Origin of the sequence: Wansuia hejianensis, from assembly GCF_014337215.1 — a bacterium.
Taxonomy (GTDB): Bacteria; Bacillota; Clostridia; order Lachnospirales; family Lachnospiraceae; genus Scatomonas; species Scatomonas hejianensis.
The window spans coordinates 3,574,659-3,600,715 of the sequence record NZ_CP060635.1; the positions used below are offsets into that span (position 1 = coordinate 3,574,659).

The following is a 26,057-nucleotide window of genomic DNA, read 5'->3' on the forward strand; positions in this document are numbered from 1 at the left end:
AGAAAACAAGGGGGGAGATCTTATTGCTTTAGGCCGAACACTTCATGGACGGGAAGAGAGAATACAATGCCGCGTTCTCCTGTCTTAGAAGACAATGTGCTGTTGATTGCTTCCATGACGGGCAGCTTTTTCTCCGCAGGAACAAGGATCATCAGTATCTCTTTTTCTTGCTGAAGCGTCATGCCAAAGATCCGCTTTACCTCTTCGGAATAGATACTCCGGGCTTTGCATACGGTGCCGCCCTTGCTTCCGGCCTGCTTAGCCGCTTCCATCGCCAGGTCGGACATGCCATTGTCAACGATGGACAGAATCAGTTCATGGTGTAGTGTCTCTTTCATTTTTAATTCCTCCTCAGGCAGACAGACTGTGGCTGGAGTGTTTTCCAGCTGTACGGACAGGGCTTTGGTGATTCCTGACAGGGGCAGGGAGCAGGCGATACCCAAACCTGGCCTGGAAAAGTTCATTTCTTTTTCCAGACGCTTCAGGATGACGGATGCGCATTCGCCGGCTGCCATGCTGATGATAATTTCTTTCTGTGGTTCATCCAGTCCCAGGTAATCCATGATCTTTGAGCTGGCCGTTCCGTGACCGTTCAGAATCAGCTGGACGGGACAAGAATATTCCTGAAGAAACCGGGCGGCCTTGGCAGCTTTTCCACGATCCACAACAATCATAAGTAAATAAACGGGAAGTATACCTTTCATTGAGATTCATCCTCCTCCAGTTCAATGATTTCATCTTGTTCTATGATGTCCGGACGGGCCGGCAGGTGTCTCAGCCTTCTCTGGTAGACAGCCCCGATCAGTTGAAGAATAACCAGCGGGGTCATTGCCACCATGGCTACAATCCCGAAAGCGTCTGACAGAATATCCCCGCCAACCGCTGAGCAGGCGCCCATGGCCAGCGGCAGCAGGAAGGTAGCGGTCATGGCCCCTGAGGCTACTCCGCCGGAGTCAAACGCAATGGAAGTAAAGATAGGGGGCACAGCAAAGGTGAGTGCCAGGGCTATTGCGTATCCCACTGCAAGGAAAGGCAGAAGCGGAAGGCCCGAAACCAAACGGAACATGGACAAACCCACAGATACGGCCATGCCGATGGATAAGCCCTTCATCATAGTGGTGCGGGAGATGGAGCCTCCGGTTACGTCTTCTACCTGCTGATTCAGCACTGCGACAGCGGGCTCCGCCCGGACAATAAAATAGCCGATGACCATGCCTACAGGCACCAGAATCCACTTCCAGGGAAGAGAGGCCAGCTGCTGTCCCAGATAATTTCCGGCCGGCATGAAACCCACGTTGACGCCTGTGAGAAAGAGTGTCAGCCCGATGAAGGAATAGAGCATGCCCACCAGTATCTTGATTATTTTTTTTCTGCGCAGTTTTAAAAAGAAAATCTGGAAAAACAGAAAGAAAAGCAGTATGGGCATGAGGGCAAAGGCCACCTCTCTCGCATATTCGGGGAATTCCCGCCCGAAGATCTGAGAAAGCTCCGCTGTAGTTTGTATATTGGGTATTTCCAGAGGCTCGTAAGTACCGGAGGAAGAACCGAAAGCCAGGCCAAGGATCATAGTGGCCAGGATGGGGCCAATCGAACAGAGGGCAACCATGCCGAAGCTGCCGGATTCACTGTTCTTACTCTGGCCGATAGATGAGAGCCCAACGCCCAGGGTGAGAATAAAGGGCACAGTGATAGGACCGGTAGTCACTCCGCCGGAATCGAACGCAACAGAAAGAAAATCTTTTGGAACAAAAATTGCTAAGATAAAAACGATGGCGTAAAAAATCAGGAGAATTCTGGAAAGGCTCCAGCCAAACAGGCTGCGCAGAAATGCCACGATCAGGAATATTCCCACTCCCGCCGCCACGGACAGGATCAGAAGCATATCCGGAACGCCGGGGGTCTGACCTGCAAGAACCTGAAGGTCCGGTTCCGCCATGGTCACAAAGGCACCGATCAGAAAGCAGGCAGGGATGATGAATACGAGACGGCCTGATTTGGCGAGCTGTGTGCCTACCTGTTCGCCAATAGGCAGCATGGCCATGTCGACACCCAGTGTAAAAAAGCCCATACCGAGTATCAGCAAAACGGCGCCTACAAGGAAAAGCATCAGCGGGGCCAGCGGCATGGGCGTAATAGTGATACAGAGGAGTATCACGATGAAGGTGATCGGCATGACGGCAGAAAGAGATTCCAGAGTCTTTTGTCGTAACTGTTTATTCAAATAGGTACCTCCTGTGATGGTATTCCGGTAAAGGATATGCCCGACAGAAAGCCAAAAAACAGAAATGCTTCAGAGCGCGGCAGATCGTCAATGGTCTGTCTTATCAGATATGTGGCGTTTGATAGCTTCAAAACTTTCTTCACTGATTACGTGTTCGATACGGCATGCATCTTCCACGGCGGTCTTCTCGTTGACGCCCAGCTTTATCAGGAGACTGGAGATCAGTGTATGACGTTCGTACATTTTCGCGGCGATTGCCAGACCGGACGGAGTCAGAGTGATGTGTCCGTCTTCGTTCATTATGATGAGGTCATTCTGCCTCAGATTCTTCATGGCAACACTTACGCTGGGTTTTGAGAACTCAAGTTCCGCAGCGATATCTATGGAACGGACATAAGGCTGTCTCTGGCTCAGAATTAATATGGTTTCAAGATAATTTTCAGCGGATTCCTGAATTTTCATATTGCACCTTCCTTTTAATTTGAAAAATGCAGAGCAATTTGGTCCGGGATCAGATACTCTGCAAGGTTATTTCCTCAATATTATAAATTGTAACATGTTCTGGAAAAATGGGCAACCGGAAAAGCCTGATTTTTCACGGGAAAACGCCCGCGGAAAAAAATATTGATGGAAGAAAAGAAGTTGCAGAATATTTAGGTTGCTTTTTTCCAGTTATTGTATTATAATCATGATGTAAAAAGAATTTACCCTTCAAAAAATTTTTTTTACAATTAATAACCCCTTATTAATTATTTATACTCCCCTCGAAGTGCTTCGGTAGCTCCCCTACCGGAGCATTTCTCTTTTATGGCCAGGGATATAGATGAAGGGATATCATGGGGAAGTGGTTTTGATAAAATGTCTCTTGAAAGGTTCTGAATAAAAAGGAGGGGCCGGTATTCCTGGAATACCGGCGTATGAAAAAGATTTATTTTAATAAAAGTCTGATTGGCTTTTCTATATTTTTATCTTACAACAGGACTGTGAAAGAATTGTGTTCACAAATTAAAAAGACTGTGAACGATATTTTAACAATATATGATACCGGACAACGCTGGATGATGTGATCCGGGGCTTGACAGATATAAAAGAAGAGTGTAAACTATAAATCATAAATGGCATATGCCAGAAATGATGGAGGAACTGAATGCCAAGACCCTGTAAACGAAGAAGAATCTGTGCCATGCCCCGCAACAACAGTTTTGCGCCCATGGGCAATGGAGAGAGGGATGAGAAGCCGGAGAAGAGGATCATCATGTCGTTGGATGAATATGAAGCGGTCAGGCTGATTGATCTGGAGGATCTCAGCCAGGAAGACTGTGCCAGGCAAATGGGCATAGCCAGAACCACGGCACAGGCGGTCTATAACAGCGCGCGCCGGAAGCTGGCGGAATGCCTGACCGAAGGCCTGGAGCTGCGCATTGAGGGCGGGCAGTATGTTCTCTGCCAGGAAGCCGCGGGAAACTGCGGCTGTGGGCGGTGTCCGCGGCAGGGGCATCAGAAGACGGCAGACTGTGAATGTAACACAGAAATTTATCAGCAAACAGGAGGAAAAAAGATGAGAATAGCAGTAACTTATGAGAATGGGGAGATATTTCAGCATTTCGGACACAGCGAGCAGTTTAAGATCTATGAAACGGCTGACGGCAAAGTTCTGTCTGCAGAGGTAGTGGATACGAATGGGAGCGGCCACGGCGCACTTGCGGGCTTTCTGAAGGATCACAGCGTGGATGCGCTGATCTGCGGTGGAATCGGAATGGGAGCACAGAATGCCCTGTCGGAAGCGAGGATCACTTTATACGGCGGTGTGAGCGGGAATGCTGACGAAGCGGTGGAAGCTCTTTTGAAAGGGAATCTGAATTTTAATTCGGAAGCCACCTGCAGCCACCATGAACATGAACATCATGGCAACTGCGGTGAAGGCGGCTGCGGAGAACACGGCTGTCATTAAGACAGCTCACGGAAGATTTCCTGGTATTCCCCGGAAAATATGCTGTTTTTGCGCCAGATAAAGACAATATTATGAACAATATGGAAATCCTTCAGCGGGATCTGCCGGATAGCGCCCCGCCGGATGGAGTCACGCACTACGGACTCATACAGAAAAGTGATACCGCAATCCTCCTCTGTAAGGATCCGTATTGCATTCATATTGGTGATTTCCTGGATTCCGGAGAAACAGTCCACATCGCAATCGTGATCTTTCAGGTAGAATTCCAGAATTTCGCGGGTGCCGGAACCAGATTCGCGCAGAATAAGCGTTTCCGGGAAAAGGTCACTGATGATGGACGGCTCCTCTCTAAAATGATGGCGGGAGGAACAAACCGGTATGAATTCGACTTGCTTCCAGATCAGGAAATCGAATTCCTCCTTTGGAAAACGGCCCTCGATCATGGCTACATCCAGAGTTCCCTCTCTGAGCATATTCAGAAGTTTAGTAGTATTATCAATTGAGAGGCGGATTTTCCTGTCCGGATGGCTGCGGAGAAGGCGGCTCAGAGGAACAGGGAGCATGAATTCTCCGACAGTCATAGTCGCTCCCATCGAGAGTGGCTTTTTTCTTTTCGCAATCGTATTTAGTTCATTCTGCAGCCGGAGCTCATCGTTCCTGATGGTCGTAAGTGCCTGATACAGGTGTTCGCCCTGCTCTGTCAGCAGCAGTTTTTTGCCCCGGAGAGAAAATAATTTTGTGTGATAGTATTCCTCCAGATAGTGAATATGCTGCGTGACCGCGGGCTGCGTAATATTCAGTTCAGCCGCTGCTCTGGTGAAATTCAGAAGGCGGGCGGCGCATAAAAAGGTTTCTGTACGAAAATCCAGCATAGTAGCCTCCATTCTAATAAATATCCGGGTTGCGGGATAATATGTTAAAATCATAACACATATTTATTGATATATAAAGTATAATAATTTTACATTATAAATCATTGGGCGTAAAATGAAATCAAGTATTAAGGGCAAATTTTGAACGTGTACCCACAGGGCACCCCGTAATGCATGCCCTAACGGGCGGAGGAACAGCTTTGCTGTTCCACAAAGTATATTTTGTGTGGGAGGAAAAAAATGAACGTATTATTAATCGGAGGCGTAGCAGCCGGAACAAAAGCAGCAGCCAAGCTGAAGCGTGAGAACAGAGACATGGACGTTACAATTTTAACGAAAGACCGGGATATTTCCTATGCGGGCTGCGCGCTGCCCTATTATGTGGGCGGTGAGGTTGAATCAAGAGATCAGCTGATCGTCAACACTCCAGAGAAGTACGCGGCACTCACAGGCGTCAGAGTGCTGACAGGACGGGAAGCTTTCAGCCTGGATGCGAAGGGCAAAAAAGTGCAGGTTAAAAACCTGGAAGACGGAAGCAGTGAAAGCTACGGATACGATGCGCTTGTGATTGCTACAGGAGCCTCTTCAATTGTTCCGAAAATGAACGGGGCGGCATTGAAAGGAGTGTTCAAGCTCCGTATGCCGGATGACGCCATTGATATGCGGAGGTATCTGCAGGAATCTGGAGCGGGCAAAGCGGTCGTAGTGGGCGGCGGCTTTATAGGCCTGGAGACGGCGGAGAATCTGAAAGCTCAGGGTCTCCAGGTGACTGTATTGGATGCCGCGCCGCAGATTATACCAGGCGTCCTGGATCCGGAGATGGCGGTTTACGCCAAAAGACATCTTCAAAAGAATGGTATCCGCGTGTTCACAGGAGTGATGGTAGAAGAACTTCTGGGAGACAGCAGAGTAACAGCCGTGAAATCCAGCGCAGGAACGTTTCCGGCCGATCTGGTTGTGATGTCCATAGGAATCCGGCCCAATACTGCCTGGCTGCAGGACAGCGGACTGGAGATGGAGAAGGGTACAATCCTTACCGACGGAGAACTCCGCACGAATCTTCCGGATGTCTATGCGGCGGGGGACTGCGCCATGGTTACCAACAGGATTACCGGTAAACGGCAATGGTCACCCATGGGCTCCAGCGCTAACCTGGAAGGGCGTATGCTGGCACAGGTGCTTGCAGGAGAGAAAAAGAACTATCCGGGTGTCCTTGGAACTGGTGTCGTGAAGCTCCCGGGATTGAATTGCGGCCGCACCGGGCTCACGGAAAAAGCTGCCCGGGATGAGGGCTATGACGTGGAAACCGTTCTGGCGGTAACCGATGATAAAGCACATTACTATCCGGGAGCGGCGAATTTTGTCACGAAGCTGATTGCTGACCGGAAGAGCCATAAGCTGCTGGGCATGCAGGTGTTCGGCCCGGGAACGGTTGATAAGATGGTGGATATAGCTGTAACCGGAATCTCCATGGGTGCGGTCCTGGAAGATTTTGACCAGATGGACTATAGCTATGCACCGCCGTTCTCCACAGCGATTCATCCTTTTGTGCAGGCTGTCTATATGCTTGAAAACAAACTGGACGGAACGATGGTGAGCATGACGCCGGCGGAGTATCTGGCCGGAGCGGCTGATGAATTCCGCGTGGTGGACGCTTCCACGGCGCCTCAGATACCCGGGGCCGTATATGTGAAGCTGGAAGAGGTGAACGGGCCGGTAGATGGATTGGGTCAGGAAGAGAAGCTGCTTCTGGTCTGTGCCAAAGGAAAACGGGCATATTTCCTGCAGAACAGGCTCAAACATTACGGTTACACGAATACTGTGGTTCTGGAGGGCTCCACATTCTTTAATGATGTAAAAGTTAAGGGTGTAAAGGCTACTGTATCCCCGGAAGATATCACCCGTGTGAAGGGTTTGGGATTCCTGCATGATAAAAATACGGCGGACCGTTTTAACGCCCGTGTGATCACGCGGAATGGGAAAATAACTGCTGACGAGATGCAGGCGATCACGGAGGGGGCAAAGAAGTTCGGGAACGGAGAGGTTACTATGACTTCCCGGCTGACCATGGAGATACAGTCTGTCCCTTATGAGAATATTGAACCGTTGAGGGAGTTCTTGATGGATGCCGGCCTGGAGACGGGAGGAACCGGATCAAAGGTGCGTCCGGTGGTGTCCTGTAAGGGAACTACCTGCCAGTACGGCCTGATTGATACCTTCGCGATCTCAGAAGAGATCCATGAGCGTTTTTATAAGGGCTATCACGATGTAAAACTGCCGCATAAGTTTAAAATAGCGGTTGGCGGCTGCCCCAATAACTGTGTGAAACCGGATCTGAATGACCTGGGAGTCATCGGCCAGAGAATTCCGGAGATTGACATGGAAAAGTGCCGGGGCTGTAAGAAATGCCAGATAGTGGAAAACTGCCCGATTAAGATCGCGAAGCTGGAAAATGGTAAGCTTTCCATCGACCCGGAAGCCTGCAACCACTGCGGCCGCTGTGTGGGCAAATGCCCGTTCCATGCAGTAACTTCCTATACCAACGGATACAGGATCTATATCGGAGGACGCTGGGGAAAATGGGTTGCCAAAGGACGTTATCTGGATAAAGTATTTACAGATAAAGAAGAAATGATGGATGTCATAGAAAAAGCAATCCTTCTTTTCAGAGAGCAGGGAATTACCGGAGAACGTTTCTCTGATACCATAGCCAGGCTGGGATTTGAGAACGTTCAGGAGCAGCTTCTTTCTGAAGAGCTTTTGAATAGAAAGGAAGAAAACATTAAAGCTGAGAAGCATCTGACAGGCGGAGCCACCTGCTGATAGCCGGAAGGCGTTAAACGGTTGCAAAAGATCACATTTTTCTGTATAATGCATAAAGTGAGATGATAGATGCTTTTTAATCATCTAAAAATGAAAAACAGAGGGAAAGATGATGGTCCATAAAAATGTGTTGGATGCCATGGGGCATACACCGATGATTCAGTTAAACCACCTGGGCGATCCTGACGGCGCGAGAATCCTGGTAAAATATGAAGGGCTGAATGTGGGCGGTTCCATTAAAACGAGAACGGCTTATAATATGATCCAGGAAGCAGAAAAGCAGGGATTGATTCAGAGCGATACAATTATAGTGGAGCCCACCAGCGGGAACCAGGGAATAGGCCTGGCTTTGATTGGAGCAGTCTGCGGATATCATACGATTATTATCATGCCTGATTCCGTCAGCGAAGAACGAAGAAAACTGGTGCGCCATTACGGGGCGGAAGTTATCCTGATTCACGATGCAGGCGATATTGGGGCATGCATAGATGAGTGCCTTCAGACTGCGCTGCGGATGGCCAGTGAGAATCCCAGGGTTTATGTGCCCCAGCAGTTTTCAAACCCTGCCAATAATGAGGTCCACCGCTATCACACGGCGGCAGAGATCCTTGAGCAGGTAGAGGGGCCTATCGATGGCTTTTGTTCGGGCGTCGGTACCGGCGGAACGATTTCAGGCATTGGAGAAGTGCTGAAGGCACAGAATCCGGAGATCGAGATCTGGGCGGTAGAGCCGGAAAACGCGGCGATACTGGCCGGAGGAAATATCGGCACCCATCTTCAAATGGGAATCGGTGACGGTCTGATTCCGGAGAACCTGAATCAGAATATTTACAGCGATATCTGCATTATAACAGATGACGAGGCAATCCAGACGGCGAAGGACCTGGCGAGAAGAGAAGGCCTGATGTGCGGAATCTCCAGTGGAACCAACGTAGCAGCTGCGGTAAAGCTGGCGAAAAAGCTGGGAAAGGGAAAAACAGTGGTGACAGTTCTTCCGGATACGGCGGAACGGTATTTCAGCACCCCTCTTTTCGGCGGCGAATAACACAATAATAGTTAAAAAAATTTTCGATTATTTTAAGTGCATAATTTCTCCCTGACCAGGAACAATAGTATCGTAACCAAAAACAAAAAACGTCAGGAGGAATTACAAATGGCTAAAAATTACAGCAGCGATGCTTCCAACCAGAATAAGACCAACAGCACAAACGAAAACAACAATACGAACGAAACCAGCAAGAACAGCAAAAACTGTGGGAGCAAGAATACCACCAGCAAGAACAGTTCTAGCAAGAACTCCACATCCAAATCTGCTTATGATATGGATGATGAATCTGAAAGATACTAAACAGTAAAATACTGTACGGTAGGAAAAGGGGCGCTGCGGCGTCCCTTTTTTTCTGTCAAAACGTTCCGAAGAGGGGCTGCATATATTAATAAAAAAGAGAAGAAGGGATATGTGTGACAGGTCTGGAGCCGATATCGGCGGATATGATTGATTTCTACGTGGGGAGGCCTGACGTAGTAATAATAGATTTACGTTCCGAAGAGGAATTTACCTCTGGACATATCAGAGGTGCGGTGAATATACCTTATGACGATGCGGAAGAAAAAATTCAATATTCCAGGCGCAAGGTACTGCTGCTCTATTGCGAGCGCGGAGCGTCAAGCCTGGCAATGGGGAAACAGCTTGCTGAGAGAGGTTATCAGGTGAAAAGTGTAATCGGAGGGATCCGGGCCTACAGAGGGCGTAATTTTGTGATCGCCTGACAAGTGAACAGCAACCAGGCTGTGACGTCATGTCTCTGCCGGGGCGGGGAACAGCTTGCGCTGTTCTGTAAGGTATGTTATGATAAAAAAATCGAAAAACAAAAGATATTTTAGCAGGGAGGATAGATTCATGAAGTATATGATAGCTTCCGATATTCACGGCTCTGCTTTATACTGCGGCAAGATGCTGAGAGCATATGAAAGGGAACAGGCTGACCGGCTATTGCTGCTGGGAGATATTCTTTATCATGGACCCCGCAACGATCTTCCGGAAGAATACAGTCCTAAAGAGGTTGCGGCAATGCTGAATGGCAGCAGAGAAAAGCTGCTCTGTATCCGGGGTAATTGCGATGCAGAGGTAGATCAGATGGTTCTTCAATTTCCGATACTGGCAGATTATGCCTTGATTTCTGAGTGCGGCCGGACTTACTATCTGAGCCATGGGCATATTTACAATGAAAAGAATCTTCCTCCGCTGATGGAATCAGACGTTTTTATTTACGGCCACACCCATGTGCCGCGGGCGGACAGGCAGGGGAAGAGAGTATTCTTCAATCCTGGCTCAGTGTCGCTGCCCAAGGAGGGGAATCCTCCCAGCTATGGGATTCTGGAGGATGGGAAGTTTCTTGTCAAAACATTTGAAGGCACAGTGCTTAGGGAACTGCGGCCATAAGGAGCAATATGGACATATATGAGTTGATCGCTCCCTGCCACTTTGGCCTGGAGTCGGTGATGAAACGGGAGATTCTGGATCTGGGTTATGAGATAAGTTCGGTGGAGGACGGAAAGGTAACATTCCTGGGAGACGCGGAGGCAATTGCCTATGCCAACATCTTCCTGAGGACTACGGAGAGGGTGCTTCTGAAGGTGGGACAGTTTCAGGCGGAGAGCTTTGAAGAGCTGTTTGAGCAAACGCGCGCCCTGCCCTGGGAGAATTATATCCCCAAAGACGGGAAATTTTGGGTTGCGAAGGCTAATTCTATTAAAAGCAAGCTGTTCAGCCCTTCAGATATTCAGTCTGTCATGAAAAAGGCCATTGTGGAGCGGCTAAAGGAACACTATCGTGTGGAATGGTTTCCGGAGGACGGGGCCAGCTATCCGATCCGGGTATCTTTTTTGAAAGATCAGGCGGTAATTGGCCTGGACACGACGGGGGTTTCTCTGCATAAGAGAGGATACCGACAGCTGACGGCCAAGGCACCGATCACAGAGACGCTGGCGGCTGCTCTTCTGATGCTAACGCCCTGGAAGAGGGAACGTATTCTGGTGGACCCTTTTTGCGGCAGCGGGACCTTCGTTATAGAAGCAGCGATGATGGCAGCAGTCATAGCCCCCGGCATGAACCGGACATTTCTGGCACAGCAGTGGAGAGAACTGGTTCCAGAGAAGTGCTGGCGTGATGCCCTGGAAGAGGCAAGGGAACAGGTGGATCTTTCGGTGGCAACTGATATTCAGGGGTATGATATCGACGGTGAGATCATCAAAGCAGCCAGAGAAAATGCCAGGCTGGCCGGCGTGGAGCAAATGATACATTTTCAGCAGAGGGCAGTATCAGAATTGTCGCATTCCGGAAAATATGGATTTATAGTGACAAATCCCCCTTATGGAGAACGGCTGGAGGAAAAATCGGCGCTCCCCGAAATATACCGTACCCTGGGAGAACGTTTTTCGCAGTTAGATACCTGGTCGCTGTATCTCATCACCAATTTTGAGGATGCCCAGCGCTGTATAGGCAGGCAGGCGGCCAAGAACAGAAAAATCTACAACGGAATGCTGAAAACTTATTTTTACCAGTATCCGGGACCAAAGCCGCCAAAAAGAACAGAAAAAATCCAGTAGAAATTGTCAACCTACCCCAAATCGTGTATAATACGGAGGATAAAGAGTAATATGTACCAGATAATTTTTGCTACCGGAAATGCCGGAAAGATGAAAGAAGTCCGGGAGATCCTCGCAGACCTTCCCGCGCAGGTCCTGTCAATGAAAGAGGCAGGAATAGACACAGACATTGTGGAGGACGGCACCTCATTTGAGGAGAATGCGGTCATAAAAGCGAGAGCGGTTGCCGGCGCCCTGGGCGAAAGGGAAAAGGCGGTAGTGCTGGCGGATGATTCAGGTCTGGAGATAGACTGGCTGAATGGAGAACCGGGCATATATTCAGCGCGCTACATGGGCGAGGATACTTCCTACAGGATTAAAAACGCCAATCTGATTGCCCGCCTGGACGGTGTCCCTCCCGAAAAAAGGACGGCCCGTTTTGTCTGTGCCATCGCAGCAGTGCTTCCGGACGGGGAGGTACTTACGACCCGTGGAGTTATAGAGGGGAAGATCGGCTATGAGGAACGGGGGGCCAACGGATTCGGATACGATCCTATTTTCTATCTGCCGGATATGAGCAGAACGACGGCAGAGCTGACTCCTGCGGAGAAAAACGCAGTCAGCCATCGGGGAAATGCCTTAATGGCGATGAAAAAGGAATTGTCGGAGAGGATGCAGGGATGAAAGTTTTGGTTGTAAGCGATACTCATGGACATGCGGAACAGATTAAGAGGGTTCTGGATAAGACCGGGGCTGTTGATGCTCTTGTACACTGTGGGGATATTGAGGGGCAGGAGGAATATATCCGCAGGCTGGCGGATTGTCCCTGCTATATGGTTGCGGGGAATAATGACTGGGGAACTGACCTGAACAGAGAGATTTTGCTGACACTGGATGATTACCGGGTATTTATCACTCATGGGCATTCTTATGGAGTGTCTCTGGGAACGGAGCGGATTCGGGATGAAGCGGCCAGCCGGAATGTGCAGATCGCAATTTTCGGCCACACGCACAGGCCTCTGATCGATACCGAGGATAACCTGACATTGCTCAATCCCGGTTCCCTCTGTTATCCGCGCCAGATCGGCAGGAAACCTACATATCTGGTCATCAATATAGACAGGGATCATGAGGCTCATTATGCCATCGGACAGCTGGATTAGGGACCTGATTTGCGGCGCGCAGTTTACAGAAAAAAAGTATTGACAAGTTGTGGTTTATATAATATACTATAACTTGCGTTAAGCGCTGGTTTGCCCAAAACCAGTGCAGATAGCGGATTCTGTGACCTTTCGGGGTGTGGCTCAGCTTGGCTAGAGCGCCTGGTTTGGGACCAGGAGGTCGCAGGTTCGAATCCTGTCACCCCGACTGACAGCCCGTATTGGGCATGCGTGCAGGTGTAGTTCAATGGTAGAACACCAGCCTTCCAAGCTGGATACGTGGGTTCGATTCCCATCACCTGCTTTGTACCGTAAGGTACTACGTGTTTGTAGCTCAGTTGGATAGAGCAACGGCCTTCTAAGCCGTGGGTCGGGGGTTCGAATCCCTTCAAGCACGTTTTCGCTTATAAGCGGATAGGGTGAAAGGTAATCCATTCACTCTCAGTGCAGATGTATTTCTTCCGCCGGAAGAACTCGGCACATGAATATGGTGGGTATAGCGCAGTTGGTTAGCGCGCCAGATTGTGGCTCTGGAGGCCAAGGGTTCGAATCCCTTTATCCACCCTGCCGTGATGGCGAAACATTGGGCTATCGCCAAGCGGTAAGGCACAGCACTTTGACTGCTGCATACGCTGGTTCGAATCCAGCTAGCCCAGTCACTTACGGAGCATTAGCTCAGGTGGTAGAGCACTTGACTTTTAATCAAGTTGTCCGGGGTTCGAATCCCCGATGCTTCACGAAGAATGGATGATGACTTTTACTCTTAGGAATGGGATTCGTGAGGGCAGAAGTCATCATCTGTTTTATATACGCGGCTATGGCGGAATTGGCAGACGCGGCGGGTTTAGGTCCCGTTGGGAAACCATGCAGGTTCAAGTCCTGTTAGCCGCAGAGGAATGGGCCACTGCAAAATGATTGTTCCACGAGGGCTAGTTTTTCCGGACGGAATGCGGAATTATTTGCCTGCCGGTGGTTTCTGTTTTGCAGCGGCCCTGTTTTAATACTCAGCCGGCACAGCATGAGAAGTGCTAAATCAGTCCCTGTCCGTTATCAGTTGTATTTATAATGAAGAAAAAGAGGCTGCAGGGGCACGAAGATGGATAAATTCTGTCGAAAAAAAATAGTTGAGTTTTATACCCCCTTTTGCTATACTATATATAGTGTTTTGGCATATTGTGGATTTTGCCATCTATACACAGACGTATTATCCCGTCTATTGACACTTGTCAGTCAATCTCAAAAATCCCCGTTGTGAACAATAGAAAGATGTGAGGAATAGAACCATGATGAAAGAAAAATATGAGTCTTTGCCATTAAGTGAACTGAGGCAGGTCGCTAAGGCCAGAGGTCTGAAGGGGATTTCAACCCTGCGCAAGGAACAGCTGGTAGAGCGGATGCTGCAGGAAGATGAAAAGGAGAAGACGGAAAAGCCAGAGAGACCAGACCCGGAAACAGAGGAAAAGCCAGACAGATCTGAACGGGCAGACGGAGGGAAAGGCCGTCCGGTAAATGACGGTGAAGAGCATCCGAAATCAGATTTCCAGGCATTGGACAGCGGCCAGGAGGTCTGCGGGATCCTGGAAGTGCTGGCGGACGGATATGGGTTTATCCGTTCAGACAATTTCCTGCCCGGTGACAATGATGTATATGTATCCCCTTCCCAGATCCGCAGGTTTGGACTGAAGACCGGTGACGTGCTGAAGGGAAATACCAGGGTTAAATCACAGAATGAGAAGTTTTCAGCCTTATTATATGTTAAGAATATCAATGGGATGAGCCCTCATGAGAGCTCAAAACGTTTTAATTTTGAAGATATGACGCCGATCTTTCCGGATCACAGAATTCATCTGGAGAGGCCCGGCGGAAGTCTGGCCATGAGGATCGTAGATCTGGTCAGCCCCATCGGTAAGGGGCAGAGGGGGATGATCGTATCGCCTCCGAAAGCTGGAAAAACCACACTTCTGAAGGACGCAGCCAAATCAATCCTGCGCAACAATCCGGAGATGCATCTTATGATCCTGCTGATTGACGAGCGGCCGGAGGAAGTGACCGATATAAAGGAGACGGTGCAGGGGCCAAATGTGGAAGTGATCTACTCTACCTTTGATGAACTGCCGGAGCACCACAAGAGGGTGTCTGAGATGGTTATTGAACGTGCAAAGCGCCTGGTAGAGAACAAAAGGGACGTAGTGATTTTTATTGACAGCATTACCCGTCTGGCGCGAGCCTATAACCAGGTGGTGCCGCCCAGCGGAAGAACACTCTCCGGTGGTCTGGACCCGGCGGCCCTCCATATGCCGAAGCGTTTCTTCGGCGCGGCCCGGAATATGCGTGAAGGCGGAAGCCTGACGATTCTGGCAACGGCGCTTGTGGATACGGGAAGCAAGATGGACGATGTGGTCTATGAAGAATTCAAGGGAACCGGCAATATGGAACTGGTCCTGGATCGTAAGCTTCAGGAAAAACGGGTCTTCCCCGCTATTGACATTGTGAAGTCCGGGACCAGGCGAGAAGACCTGCTGCTGACAACAGAGGAGCAGGAAGCCGTCAGCAGCATGCGGCGAGCACTGAACGGTATGAAGTCCGACGAGGCGGCAGAAAATATCCTGAACATGTTTGCGCGCAGCCGCAATAACGCTGAACTGGTTCAGGTACTGAGAAAACAAAAAATCATTTAATTACTTGCAATTATCAGGGGGATATGATATAATTGCTAAGCTGTTGGATTGTTTGAAAGAACGCACAGCCAACGAATCAGGCAAACTATAGATGATATAGCAAGAGATAAATGATATGGAAGAGGTGAAAGCAATGAAAGAGGGAATCCATCCGGAGTATTATGAAGCAACAGTTACATGCAACTGCGGTAACACATTTAAGACCGGTTCAACAAAGCAGGATATTCATGTGGAAATTTGTTCCAAATGCCATCCGTTCTATACCGGACAGCAGAAAGCTGCTGCAGCCCGTGGACGTATTGAGAAATTCAATAAGAAATACGGCATGTAATTTAATTGAAGCTTGTAAGCGTAAACAAAGGGTTGAGGTTGCAAAATCTCAACCCATTTTACTATGAAAGCCCCGAAGGTACGGAGCACATGTCAGCATGCAGCGAAGCACGGATACCGGCGGGCGGTCCGACAGAGAGGTAATATGCATGAAATCATCGAACATCGGCGGCCAGGCTGTGATGGAAGGGATCATGATGCGGAATCAGGATCAGTATTCAATCGCGGTAAGAAAGCCTGACCAGGAAATAGAAGTTAAAGTGGAGCCTTACAAAAGCGTGATCAACTGCAAACCACTTTTGAAAATACCAGTCATACGCGGTGTGTTCAACTTCATTGATTCACTGGTTGTGGGAATCAAATGTCTGATGTATTCCGCCACATTCTACGAGGAGGAAGAGGACGCAGCAAAACAGGAAATGGCAGAAGAAGAGAAAAAAGCCAGGGAAGAGAAAGAGAAAAAAGAGGAGAAGGCGATGATGACAGGCACTCTGATTTTTTCGATTGTGATCGCCGTGGCCGTATTTATGATGCTTCCATATTTTCTGACGAACCTGTTCCGTCAGGTAATTACCTCTAAATGGGCGATCTCCCTTCTGGAATCCCTTGTACGGGTGGCGATCTTCCTGGGCTACCTGTTGTTGGTTTCACGGATGAAGGATATCCAGAGGACATTCATGTACCATGGGGCTGAGCATAAATGTATCAACTGCATTGAGCACGGACTGGAACTGAACGTGGAGAATGTGATGAAAAGTTCCCGCCTGCATAAGCGCTGCGGAACCAGCTTTCTGTTTTTTGTAATCATTGTGAGCGCGGTGTTCCTGATGTTCATACAAGTCGAATCTCATGTCTGGAGGATTGTGATCCGGCTTTTGCTGGTGCCGGTGATAGCGGGAGTTTCCTATGAGATCATCCGCCTGGCCGGAAGATCTGAGAATCCTGTGGTGAATCTGCTGAGTAAGCCAGGCATGGCGCTGCAGAAGCTGACAACCAGAGAGCCGGATGAATCTCAGGCGGAGGTTGCCATAGCGGCAGTGGAAGCTGTATTCGACTGGAGAGCGTTTTTAAAAGAAAATTTTGGATACCAGGCCGTGGATGCGGCTGGTACAGGTGAGGGAGCAGCGGTTCCCGGAATGGATGCGTAGCGCCGGCGGCGCAGATCGGTCTTTAAAAGCCTGGCTGGATTACGGAACCGAATACCTGCAGGCCAGGCAGATTGCAGATGCGAAGACTGATGCCTGGCTGTTGATGGAATATGTGGCGAATATCACTCGTAGTTTTTATTATATGCACATGCATGAGCCCATGGATGAGAACGACACGGAGGACTATCTGGGTCTGCTGAAGCGGAGAGGGGAACACGTTCCTGTCCAGTATCTGACGGGAGAAGCCTGGTTCTATGGCTATTCCTTCAGGGTGAACCAGCATGTGCTGATCCCCAGACAGGATACGGAGATCCTGGTGGAAGAGGCTCTGAAGCGTATAGAGCCGGGTATGAGGGTACTGGATCTCTGTACGGGAAGCGGCTGTGTTCTGCTGTCGGTTCTGAAAGAGGCTTCTGTGTCAGGGGTGGGAACAGATATCTCGCAGGAAGCTTTGTTAGTGGCAGAGCTGAACAGGAAGCGTCTGGGTGTTCATGCGGGCTGGATTGAAAGCGATCTGTTTGAAAATGTGGGAGGTACGTTCCAGATGATCTTGTCCAATCCGCCCTACATCCCTTCTGATGTAATACCGGAACTGGATCCGGAGGTGCGGGAGCATGAGCCGGTGCTGGCGCTGGACGGCAGGGAAGACGGCCTGTATTTCTACAGGAGGATCGTGGATGAGGCCCGAAGCTATCTCTGCCCTGGCGGCTGGCTCTGCCTGGAGATAGGATATGACCAGGGAGAAGCCCTGGAGAACATGCTGAAGAGCCATGGTTATACGGAAGTGAAAATCATCAAGGACCTGGCCGGGAACGACCGTGTTGCGGTTGGCGCGCTGAGCGGCCGGGAGCTGTAGGAGGAAGCTATTATGTTTGATAAGCTGGAGGATATACTGATCCGGCTGGAGGAGATACTGCGTCAGCTCAATGAGCCGGGTGTGGCGGATGACCCGTCGGGATTCCAGAGGCTGATGAAGGAGCAGGCAGAGCTGCAGCCCATTGCGGACACCTATCTGGCCTATAAGAAGAGCCGGCAGACCATTGAAGACAGCCTGGAGCTTCTGGACACTGAGAATGACGAAGAGATGCGGGAAATGCTGAAGGAAGAGCTGGCAGAGGCGAAAAAACAGCAGGAAGAGCTGGAGCATGAGCTGAAGATTTTGCTGCTGCCCAGAGACCCCAACGACAGCAAAAATGTAATCGTAGAGATCCGGGCGGGAGCCGGAGGGGATGAGGCCGCTCTCTTTGCAGCGGAAATCTACCGGATGTATAATAAATACGCGGAATCCCGGAACTGGAAGACGGAGATGATGAGCCTGAACGAGAATGGAATCGGCGGTTTTAAGGAAGTTACCTTCCTGCTGAACGGTGCCGGTGCCTATTCAAGGCTGAAATATGAGAGCGGCGTACACCGGGTGCAGCGGGTGCCGGAGACGGAGAGCGGAGGACGTATCCATACTTCCACGATCACCGTTGCTATCATGCCGGAGGCAGAGGAAATTGATTTCCATCTGGATATGAATGACTGTAAGTTTGATGTATTCCGGGCGTCCGGAAACGGGGGACAGTGTGTTAATACAACGGATTCCGCAGTGCGCCTGACCCACATCCCTTCGGGAATCGTCATTTCCTGCCAGGATGAGAAATCGCAGCTGAAGAATAAAGAGAAAGCCCTGAAGGTTCTGCGTTCGCGCCTCTATGAGATGGAGCTTGAGAAGCAGCATGATGCGGAGGCTAAGGAACGGAGAAGCCAGGTGGGCACCGGGGACCGTTCAGAGAAGATCCGTACCTACAATTTCCCCCAGGGGCGGGTGACAGATCACAGGATCAAGCTGACACTGCACAAGATAGACAGCATTTTGAACGGAGAGATGGATGAGCTGATCGACAGCCTGACGGCAGCAGACCAGGCGGCCAAATTGGCGAACCTGCAGGGAGAGGAACAGGAGGGTTGAATACGGTATGAAAAAAACAGCGCTGGTGATTATGGCTGCCGGGATTGGGAGCCGCTTTGGCAAGGGGATCAAACAGCTGGAGCCAGTGGGGCCGGGGGGAGAGATCATCATGGATTACTCGGTTCATGATGCACTGGAAGCTGGCTTTAATAAGGTGGTATTTATTATCCGCAAGGATCTTGAGAAGGATTTTAAGGAAATTATCGGGCAGCGGATGGAGCAGAGAACAGAGGTAGTCTATGCGTTCCAGGAGCTGGATGATCTGCCGGACGGCTTCACGAAGCCAGAGGGACGGACGAAGCCCTGGGGCACAGGGCAGGCGATCCTTTGCTGCAAAGGCCTGGTTCATGAACCTTTTGCGGTTATTAATGCAGATGATTATTATGGTAAAGAACCTTTTGTCAAGCTGCATGACTACCTGATCCAGGATCATCCGGTCAGAGACGGAGTGCAGCCGGTCTGCATGGCTGGTTTCCGTTTGGGCAACACGCTGAGCGACAATGGAGGCGTTACCCGCGGAGTCTGTGTGATGGACGGCCAGAACCGTCTGATTGGGATACATGAAACCTCTAATATAGTAAAGACTGCGGAGGGAGCGGCTGTGGAAGGCGAGCAGGGACTGACTCCGCTGGACGCCGATTCCAGAGTGTCCATGAACATGTGGGGGCTTCAGCCGGAATTTATAGATTTACTGGAAAAAGGTTTTGTAAGCTTTCTGTCGGAGATGGAATCGGGAGATCTGAAAAAAGAATATCTGCTTCCCATTTTTATCGACGGGCTTCTGCAGAGCGGCCGCGCTCAGGTAAAGGTGCTGGAAACTCAGGAGAACTGGTTCGGAGTCACCTATCAGGAAGATAAAGAGGCTGTGGTACGGGCTTTTCAGAGACTGATTGCCGAAGGGGTATACAGCCGGAATCTCTATGAATGACAAAAAAGGAGGCAGCAAATGGGAAAGTATTTTGGCACAGACGGTTTCCGGGGGGAAGCCAACGTAAATTTGACAGTGGAACACGCTTATCAGGTGGGCAGATATCTGGGCTGGTATTTTGGAAGAGACCACAAAGCGAAGATCGTGATCGGCAAGGATACCAGGCGTTCCAGCTATATGTTTGAATATTCGCTGGTGGCGGGACTTACGGCCTCAGGAGCCGACGCATATCTGCTGCATGTGACAACCACACCCAGCGTATCCTATGTGGTACGCACCGAGGGGTTTGACTGTGGAATTATGATCTCTGCGAGCCATAATCCTTTTTATGACAATGGAATCAAGATCATCAACGGCCTGGGCCAGAAGATGGACGCAGAGGTTGAGGCGAAGATAGAGTCCTATATAGACGGGGAACAGCCGGAGATACCGCTGGCGCAGAGAGAGTATATCGGCCGTACCGTGGATTTTGCTGCGGGCAGGAACCGTTATATCGGCCATCTGATTTCGATTCCCATACGTTCCTTTAAAAATGTCAAGGTTGGTCTGGACTGTGCCAATGGAAGCGCTTCTTCTGTTGCAAAGAGCGTATTTGACGCGGTGGGGGCCAGAACCTATGTGATTCACAGTGAGCCGGATGGTACCAACATCAACGATAGCTGCGGCTCCACCCATATTGAATCGCTTCAGAAATATGTAATAGAAAACGGATTGGATGTGGGCTTTGCTTACGACGGGGATGCCGACAGATGTCTTGCCGTGGATGAAAAGGGCCATGTGGTAGACGGCGACAGAATCATGTTTCTCTGCGGAAAGTATATGAAGGAGCAGGGGCGGCTCAAAGATAACACGATCGTCACCACCATTATGTCGAACATGGGTCTTTATAAGGCCTGTGAACGGGAAGGGCTCCGGTATGAGCAGACGGCCGTGGGCGATAAATACGTCTGTGAGAATATGATGGCAAACGGCTATAACCTGGGCGGTGAGCAGTCCGGACACATTATCTTCAGCAAGCACGCGACAACAGGCGACGGCATTCTGACTTCTCTGATGGTCATGGAAGTCATGCTGGAGAAAAAGCAGCCTCTGAGTGTGCTGGCTGATGAAGTGACTATTTATCCTCAGTTGCTGAAAAATGTCCGGGTGGCTGACAAGAAAACGGCCAGGGAGAATCCGAAAGTGATTGCAGCAGTAGCGGCCGCAGGGGAAGCTCTGGGGGACGACGGAAGAATCCTCGTCCGTGAGAGCGGTACGGAACCGGTAATCCGTGTGATGGTAGAGGCTGAGAATGACGTGCTCTGTGCAAAATATGTGGATCAAGTAATTGATGTGATGAAGGCGGAAGGCCTGGTGCTGGATTGATCCGGGTTTGATACTGCGGGAGAACAGAGGGAAGAAAGGTTGAAATGTGGTGAGAAGGAACATCGGAATTTTGTTGTGTATTCTGGCGTTGACTCTGGGCGGCTGCAGAGGAGAGGATTCCGGCGCATATGACAGGGGGATGCAGGCTTTGGCTTCCGCGGATTATGAAACTGCGATGGGAGAGTTCCAGAAGGCGGCAAATGAAGACGGAAGAAAGGCGGAAGCCTACCGGGGCGAGGGTATTATCTATCTGCGCAGGCAGGACTATGCTCATGCTGTCACTCTTTTCTCACTGAGCCTGCAGGAAATGAAATTTGAGAACCAGGAATTCCGGGAGGATGTCCTTTTTTATCAGGCTGAGGCTTATCAAGGGACAGGACAGAGGCAGGAGGCCTTTTCCATCTATGAGGAGCTGGAGGAAGGCGTTAACGGCGGGCAGGCCTGTTTTATGAGAGGACGCATGTATCTGCTGGAAGGCGATAAGGACCAGGCGGAAGCAGATTTCCAGAGGGCTGTGGAAAAAGACGGCAGTTATGAGACCTATGTGAGGATCTATGAAGCGTATTCTGCTTTGAATTTGGAAGCGGATGGGGCAGTATATCTGGAAGAAGCACTGAAGCTGTCACCATCAGATGCGGCGGATTACTATCAGGAGGGGAGAGTCCACTATTACCTGGAAGAGTACGATCAGGCGAAGGCCAGCCTTAATCAGGCGGTTGACGGAGGAAACCAGGAGGCGGTAATGCTTCTGGGACATATCTGCCTGGAGACGGGCGACACGTCCGGGGCCAGGGCGCTGTATCGGAATTATCTGGAGAAAAATACCCGTCCTGCAGCCGCTTACAACGGGCTTGCGCTTTGTGATATAGCGGAGGGGAATTATGACAGCGCCCTTTCTAATGTTAAAAAAGGCCTGGAATGCAACGACGAAGAGGAGAACGAAAATCTTCTGTATAATGAAATTGTTATTTATGAATATAAATTAGATTTTGATACCGCTAAGGGGAAGATGCAAGAATTTCTGGAAAGGTATCCGGGGAATGAGGATGCAGTCCGGGAAAATAAATTTTTGCAGAGCAGGTAAGAGCGAATGTATGAAGTAGAAGAATGCAGAGAACGCGTGATCCTGGTTGGTGTGTGTGTGGATTCGGAAGAGAGCACGTATGCATCGGTGAAGGAGCTGGAAGACTTAGCCAGGACGGCCGGAGCCGAAGTGGCATCCAGCGTCATCCAGAACCGTGAATCCGTTCATCCAGGGACCTACATTGGAAAAGGAAAAATTGAAGAGATACGCCAGATGCTGTATCTGCTGGATGCCAACGGGATTATCTGTGACGATGAGCTGACCCCGGCTCAGATGAATCATCTTGAGAGAGAGCTGGAATGTAAGGTAATGGACCGGACCCTTCTGATTTTGGATATCTTCGCCGGAAGAGCCAGGACCAGTGAGGGTAAGATACAGGTAGAACTGGCCCAGCTGAAATACCGCCAGGCCAGGCTGATCGGACTGCGCAGTTCCCTGTCCCGCCTCGGCGGGGGAATCGGAACCAGAGGGCCGGGTGAGAAGAAGCTGGAGATGGACCGGCGTCTGATCTCGGAGAGGATCGGAGCTCTGAAGAAAGAGCTGGAGGAAGTAAAACGGCACCGGGACCTGATCCGGGAAGGCCGGCAGGGCGGTAATCTGAAGACGGCTGCCATTGTGGGTTATACTAATGCCGGCAAATCGACGCTGCTCAATGTGCTGACCGGTGCCGGGGTACTGGAAGAAGATGCACTGTTTGCGACGCTGGACCCGACGACCCGTGTGCTGGACCTGCCTGGCGGCAGCCAGATACTTCTGACAGATACGGTTGGTTTTATCCGGAAACTGCCGCATCATCTGATTGAAGCTTTTAAAAGTACGCTGGAGGAGGCAGTTTTTGCGGATATCATCGTGCATGTGGTAGATGCTTCCAGCTCCCAGATGGAACAACAGATGCAGGTAGTTTACGAAACTCTGCACCAGCTGGGTGTGGAGAAGAAACCAGTCGTCACACTGTTCAATAAACAGGATAAAGTAGTGGAGAAAATGAATCTCAGGGATCATAATGCGGATTATTGCCTGAAGATCTCCGCCAAGGCTGGTATCGGCCTGCAGCAGTTCCGGGAAGTGCTGGAAAAGATCCTCCTGGAGCAGCAGATCTATCTGGAACGCCTCTACCCCTATAACGAGGCGGGAAAGGTAGCGTTAATCCGGCAGTGGGGACAGCTGCTGGAGGAGGAATTTCTTCCGGAGGGTATACAGATAAGGGCGTATGTTCCTAAGGAAATATATGGAAAAATTTGACGGCCGGAGGGCTGGAAATGCGTGGAAATCAGGGCTTTGTAAGAGGCCCTGATTTTGTTATAAACCCATATATTGCACACTTTTGGAATGGAGACACAAGATATAGTATTTTTGCCTTGACTACCTGCTATATCTTTGCTATCATAGAAGCGTACCGAAAAAGCGGCAGAAGCGGAAGCTGCACTTTTTTTGTGCCACAGAAGAGAAAAGAAGGAAAGGTTGAGGGGATAGAAGAAAATGTTCCAAGTAGAAAAAAGAGACGGTGCAATTGCAGACTTCCAGTTAGCCAAAATTTCGGAAGCGATTGGGAAAGCTTTTGACGCTACACAGAAGAATTATAGTCAGGATATGCTGGAGATGCTTGCCTTGCGGGTTACGTCGGATTTCCAGCCCAAGATAGAAGAAGGAAAAGTACCCGTAGAAAAAATACAGGATTCCGTTGAGAACGTTTTGATTCAGTGCGGGTACGGCGATGTGGCCAAAGCGTATATCCTTTACCGGAAACAGCGGGAAAAGATGCGCAATATGAAGTCCACGATTCTGGATTACAAAGAAATCGTCAACAGCTATGTAAAAGTTGAGGATTGGCGGGTGAAGGAGAATTCAACAGTTACTTACTCTGTGGGCGGACTGATTCTGAGCAATTCCGGGGCGGTCACGGCTAATTACTGGCTTTCTGAGATCTATGACGAAGAGATAGCCGCTGCGCACAGGAACGCGGATATCCACATCCATGACCTGTCCATGCTGACCGGCTATTGTGCCGGATGGTCGCTGAAGCAGTTGATTTCGGAAGGGCTGGGCGGCATTAATGGGAAAATCACCTCGTCTCCGGCAAAGCATTTAAGCGTGCTCTGCAACCAGATGGTAAACTTTCTGGGAATTATGCAGAATGAGTGGGCGGGAGCGCAGGCGTTCTCCTCCTTTGACACCTATTTGGCGCCTTTTGTTAAAGCGGATCACCTGTCATATCCGGAAGTGAAGAAATGTATAGAGTCCTTCATATACGGCGTGAATACTCCCAGCCGCTGGGGAACTCAGGCTCCATTTTCCAATATCACTCTGGACTGGACGGTGCCGTCCGACCTGGCAGAGCTTCCGGCCATTGTGGGCGGAGCGGAGATGGATTTCCGCTACAAGGATTGTAAAAAAGAGATGGATATGATTAATAAAGCGTTCATCGAAACGATGATCGAGGGCGACGCCAACGGAAGAGGATTCCAGTATCCGATACCTACGTATTCCATCACCTCTGATTTTGACTGGTCTGATACGGAAAATAACCGTCTGTTGTTTGAGATGACGAGCAAATATGGTACGCCGTATTTCTCCAACTATATTAACAGCGATATGGAACCCAGCGATGTGCGTTCCATGTGCTGCCGCCTGCGTCTGGATCTTCGGGAGCTGAGGAAAAAGACGGGAGGCTTCTTCGGGTCAGGAGAAAGCACCGGATCTGTGGGTGTTGTGACAATCAACATGCCCAGGATTGCTTATTTGGCCAAGAATGAGAAGGACTTCTACCATAAGCTGGATCACATGATGGATATTTCTGCCCGCTCCCTGAAGGTAAAGCGGGAAGTGATCACGAAACTGTTAAATGAGGGCCTTTACCCGTATACAAAGCGGTATCTGGGCACTTTTGAGAACCATTTTTCGACGATCGGTCTGATTGGAATGAATGAGGTGGGACTGAATGCCAAATGGCTGGGCGGGGATATGTCAGACCTGAGAACCCAGCACTTTACTAAAGATGTGCTGAATCATATGCGCGAACGTCTTGTCATATATCAGGAAGAGTATGGCGATCTGTATAATCTGGAGGCCACACCCGCGGAGTCAACCACCTACCGCCTGGCGAAGCATGACAGGGCTAAATGGCCGGATATCCGGACGGCGGGCAACGAGGGAGATACCCCGTACTACACGAACAGCTCCCATCTTCCAGTAGATTATACAGAAGATATATTCGCGGCCCTGGATATCCAGGATGAGCTTCAGACCCTCTATACCTCGGGAACTGTGTTCCACGCATTCCTGGGCGAGAAGCTTCCGGACTGGAAGTCAGCGGCAGCTCTTGTAAAAAAGATCGCTGAGAACTACAAGCTGCCCTATTATACCCTTTCGCCCACCTATTCCGTCTGTAAAGATCACGGTTACATTGCCGGAGAGCATTTTAACTGTCCTACCTGCGGCAAGACTGCTGAGGTTTACAGCAGGATCACCGGATATTACCGTCCGGTACAGAACTGGAACGATGGAAAAACCCAGGAATACAAAAACAGGACTGTATACAACCTGATCCAGTCTGCATTAAAGCCCGGGAAAAAACGTGAGGTCTCTGACAGAACTATACAGGAGAACACAGAATCCTCCGAGAACCATGCCGTGTATCTGTTCACCACTAATACTTGCCCCAACTGCAGAATTGCCAAAGAGATGCTGGAAGGTGAAGAGTACGAAATCGTAGATGCCGAGAGCAACCCGGCTCTGGTACAGCAGTATGGAATCAGGCAGGCCCCGACGCTGGTCGTAGTAGACGGCGGGAATGCGACAAAATATGTAAATGCGTCTAACATACAGAGATACGTGGACGCTCATTCATAATAGCTGGCAGGAAGCGTCTTCCAATCATCATTTCCAAGGATTGTACGGCTTCTGGGCACTGAGATAAATGAAAATCAGGTAAGAAATCCTGCTTTGCGGGTTCTTA

General features: G+C 49.9%; 23 protein-coding genes and 7 tRNA genes. 26 read left to right on the forward strand and 4 right to left on the reverse strand.

Features of this window, described 5'->3' with window-relative positions; all coding sequences use genetic code 11:
• Positions 1-20: 20 nt before the first annotated feature.
• The 3 genes from H9Q79_RS16345 to H9Q79_RS16355 form a co-directional block, all read right to left on the reverse strand.
• Positions 21-704: a P-II family nitrogen regulator gene (locus tag H9Q79_RS16345; protein ID WP_118644835.1), complete on the reverse strand. Its 684-nt coding sequence runs from the start codon at positions 702-704 to the stop codon at positions 21-23.
• Positions 701-2,173 (reverse strand): DUF1538 domain-containing protein, encoded by a 1,473-nt coding sequence (locus tag H9Q79_RS16350; protein WP_408646482.1) that lies wholly within the window; start codon positions 2,171-2,173, stop codon positions 701-703. Before H9Q79_RS16350 ends, H9Q79_RS16345 begins: the two co-directional genes overlap by 4 nt.
• A 135-nt stretch (positions 2,174-2,308) precedes the next feature.
• Positions 2,309-2,683, reverse strand: coding sequence for a metal-dependent transcriptional regulator (locus tag H9Q79_RS16355; protein ID WP_118644833.1), 375 nt, complete (start codon positions 2,681-2,683; stop codon positions 2,309-2,311).
• A 685-nt stretch (positions 2,684-3,368) separates the two neighbouring features.
• On the opposite strand from H9Q79_RS16355, the gene H9Q79_RS16360 reads away from it, so the two are divergent.
• Complete coding sequence (locus H9Q79_RS16360) at positions 3,369-4,172, forward strand: NifB/NifX family molybdenum-iron cluster-binding protein (protein ID WP_118644831.1); 804 nt, start codon at positions 3,369-3,371, stop codon at positions 4,170-4,172.
• On the opposite strand, the gene H9Q79_RS16365 is transcribed toward H9Q79_RS16360, so the two are convergent.
• Complete coding sequence (locus H9Q79_RS16365) at positions 4,169-5,044, reverse strand: LysR family transcriptional regulator (protein ID WP_249328748.1); 876 nt, start codon at positions 5,042-5,044, stop codon at positions 4,169-4,171. The two genes, H9Q79_RS16360 and H9Q79_RS16365, sit on opposite strands and share 4 nt — an antisense overlap.
• Before the next feature lie 240 nt (positions 5,045-5,284).
• On the opposite strand from H9Q79_RS16365, the gene H9Q79_RS16370 reads away from it, so the two are divergent.
• From H9Q79_RS16370 to H9Q79_RS16490, 25 genes are all read left to right on the forward strand, one after another.
• Entirely contained in the window at positions 5,285-7,867 is a 2,583-nt protein-coding gene (locus H9Q79_RS16370; protein ID WP_249328749.1) for an FAD-dependent oxidoreductase, read from the forward strand.
• Between the two features lie 109 nt (positions 7,868-7,976).
• Entirely contained in the window at positions 7,977-8,912 is a 936-nt protein-coding gene (gene cysK, locus H9Q79_RS16375) for a cysteine synthase A (protein ID WP_330596844.1), read from the forward strand.
• Between the two features lie 108 nt (positions 8,913-9,020).
• Positions 9,021-9,215: a hypothetical protein gene (locus tag H9Q79_RS16380; RefSeq protein ID WP_249328750.1), complete on the forward strand. Its 195-nt coding sequence runs from the start codon at positions 9,021-9,023 to the stop codon at positions 9,213-9,215.
• 113 nt (positions 9,216-9,328) lie between these two features.
• On the forward strand, positions 9,329-9,637 hold the full coding sequence (locus H9Q79_RS16385; RefSeq protein WP_118644827.1) for a rhodanese-like domain-containing protein: 309 nt from the start codon (positions 9,329-9,331) through the stop codon (positions 9,635-9,637).
• A 130-nt stretch (positions 9,638-9,767) separates the two neighbouring features.
• On the forward strand, positions 9,768-10,310 hold the full coding sequence (gene yfcE, locus H9Q79_RS16390) for a phosphodiesterase (protein WP_118644825.1): 543 nt from the start codon (positions 9,768-9,770) through the stop codon (positions 10,308-10,310).
• Positions 10,311-10,318: 8 nt separating this feature from the next.
• A complete protein-coding gene (locus tag H9Q79_RS16395; RefSeq protein WP_118644823.1) occupies positions 10,319-11,476 on the forward strand; it encodes a THUMP domain-containing class I SAM-dependent RNA methyltransferase in 1,158 nt (385 codons plus the stop codon).
• Positions 11,477-11,527: 51 nt separating this feature from the next.
• Positions 11,528-12,139, forward strand: coding sequence for an XTP/dITP diphosphatase (locus H9Q79_RS16400; protein WP_118644821.1), 612 nt, complete (start codon positions 11,528-11,530; stop codon positions 12,137-12,139).
• Complete coding sequence (locus H9Q79_RS16405; RefSeq protein WP_118644819.1) at positions 12,136-12,618, forward strand: metallophosphoesterase family protein; 483 nt, start codon at positions 12,136-12,138, stop codon at positions 12,616-12,618. The genes H9Q79_RS16400 and H9Q79_RS16405 overlap by 4 nt, the downstream gene beginning before the upstream one ends.
• 130 nt (positions 12,619-12,748) lie before the next feature.
• Positions 12,749-12,823 (forward strand) — tRNA-Pro (locus H9Q79_RS16410).
• 25 nt (positions 12,824-12,848) lie between these two features.
• A tRNA-Gly gene (locus tag H9Q79_RS16415) sits at positions 12,849-12,919 on the forward strand.
• A 19-nt stretch (positions 12,920-12,938) separates the two neighbouring features.
• Positions 12,939-13,012, forward strand: a tRNA-Arg gene (locus H9Q79_RS16420).
• A gap of 93 nt (positions 13,013-13,105) precedes the next feature.
• Positions 13,106-13,179 (forward strand) — tRNA-His (locus H9Q79_RS16425).
• Between the two features lie 20 nt (positions 13,180-13,199).
• Positions 13,200-13,271: transfer RNA gene (locus H9Q79_RS16430), tRNA-Gln, on the forward strand.
• Between the two features lie 8 nt (positions 13,272-13,279).
• A tRNA-Lys gene (locus tag H9Q79_RS16435) sits at positions 13,280-13,352 on the forward strand.
• Positions 13,353-13,426: 74 nt separating this feature from the next.
• Positions 13,427-13,506: transfer RNA gene (locus H9Q79_RS16440), tRNA-Leu, on the forward strand.
• Between the two features lie 395 nt (positions 13,507-13,901).
• Positions 13,902-15,293: a transcription termination factor Rho gene (rho, locus tag H9Q79_RS16445; RefSeq protein ID WP_118644998.1), complete on the forward strand. Its 1,392-nt coding sequence runs from the start codon at positions 13,902-13,904 to the stop codon at positions 15,291-15,293.
• A gap of 133 nt (positions 15,294-15,426) precedes the next feature.
• A complete protein-coding gene (gene rpmE, locus H9Q79_RS16450) occupies positions 15,427-15,624 on the forward strand; it encodes a 50S ribosomal protein L31 (protein ID WP_118644995.1) in 198 nt (65 codons plus the stop codon).
• A gap of 148 nt (positions 15,625-15,772) precedes the next feature.
• Positions 15,773-16,771 (forward strand): DUF1385 domain-containing protein, encoded by a 999-nt coding sequence (locus tag H9Q79_RS16455; protein WP_118644992.1) that lies wholly within the window; start codon positions 15,773-15,775, stop codon positions 16,769-16,771.
• Positions 16,764-17,627, forward strand: coding sequence for a peptide chain release factor N(5)-glutamine methyltransferase (prmC, locus tag H9Q79_RS16460; RefSeq protein WP_118644817.1), 864 nt, complete (start codon positions 16,764-16,766; stop codon positions 17,625-17,627). Before H9Q79_RS16455 ends, prmC begins: the two co-directional genes overlap by 8 nt.
• Before the next feature lie 12 nt (positions 17,628-17,639).
• Positions 17,640-18,725 carry a peptide chain release factor 1 gene (gene prfA / locus H9Q79_RS16465; protein ID WP_118644815.1) on the forward strand — a complete coding sequence of 362 codons (1,086 nt, stop codon included), beginning with the start codon at positions 17,640-17,642 and terminating at the stop codon, positions 18,723-18,725.
• Positions 18,726-18,732: 7 nt separating this feature from the next.
• The gene (locus H9Q79_RS16470) at positions 18,733-19,653 is read left to right on the forward strand and encodes a nucleotidyltransferase family protein (protein ID WP_118644813.1); all 921 of its coding nucleotides are present in this window, start codon (positions 18,733-18,735) and stop codon (positions 19,651-19,653) included.
• Positions 19,654-19,671: 18 nt separating this feature from the next.
• A complete protein-coding gene (gene glmM, locus H9Q79_RS16475) occupies positions 19,672-21,018 on the forward strand; it encodes a phosphoglucosamine mutase (RefSeq protein ID WP_249328752.1) in 1,347 nt (448 codons plus the stop codon).
• 70 nt (positions 21,019-21,088) lie between these two features.
• On the forward strand, positions 21,089-22,102 hold the full coding sequence (locus H9Q79_RS16480; protein WP_249328753.1) for a tetratricopeptide repeat protein: 1,014 nt from the start codon (positions 21,089-21,091) through the stop codon (positions 22,100-22,102).
• A gap of 6 nt (positions 22,103-22,108) precedes the next feature.
• On the forward strand, positions 22,109-23,344 hold the full coding sequence (gene hflX / locus H9Q79_RS16485; protein WP_118644807.1) for a GTPase HflX: 1,236 nt from the start codon (positions 22,109-22,111) through the stop codon (positions 23,342-23,344).
• A 237-nt stretch (positions 23,345-23,581) separates the two neighbouring features.
• Complete coding sequence (locus H9Q79_RS16490) at positions 23,582-25,951, forward strand: ribonucleoside triphosphate reductase (RefSeq protein WP_118644805.1); 2,370 nt, start codon at positions 23,582-23,584, stop codon at positions 25,949-25,951.
• Positions 25,952-26,057 lie beyond the last annotated feature (106 nt).